Source organism: Parvimonas sp. D2 (genome assembly GCF_035282635.1).
Lineage (GTDB): Bacteria > Bacillota > Clostridia > Tissierellales > Peptoniphilaceae > Parvimonas.
In genome coordinates this window covers 1-271 of sequence record NZ_JAYKBO010000047.1, presented here as the reverse complement: position 1 = coordinate 271, position 271 = coordinate 1, and the positions used below count along the sequence as shown (strand labels likewise).

Annotated in this window: 1 protein-coding gene; it reads right to left on the bottom strand. The window is 67.5% G+C overall.

Annotated elements, in window-relative coordinates; translation table 11 throughout:
- Window positions 1-271 (bottom strand): tripartite tricarboxylate transporter substrate-binding protein (locus VJI77_RS07530; RefSeq protein ID WP_323988979.1); only part of this gene is annotated, 271 nt, incomplete at both ends.

The following is a 271-nucleotide window of genomic DNA, read 5'->3' as shown; positions in this document are numbered from 1 at the left end:
CCACCGGCTCGTACTCCATCGACCGGATGCGCTGCGCCACTTCCGGCAGTGCGACGATCCTCTGGATTTCGGCTGAAAGCCTGGCGGTGATCGGGGCCGGAGTGCCCGCCGGCACGAAGAACCCGCCCCAACCGGAAAGATTCGCCAGGGGGTAGCCTGCTTCCTCGAAGGTCGGCACGTCGGGAATCTTGCTCAGGCGCGCGGGCGCCGCGACGGCCAGGATGCGAACGTCCTTCAGCTGGCTCAAGTAGAAGCCCGGGGACCCGGTAGC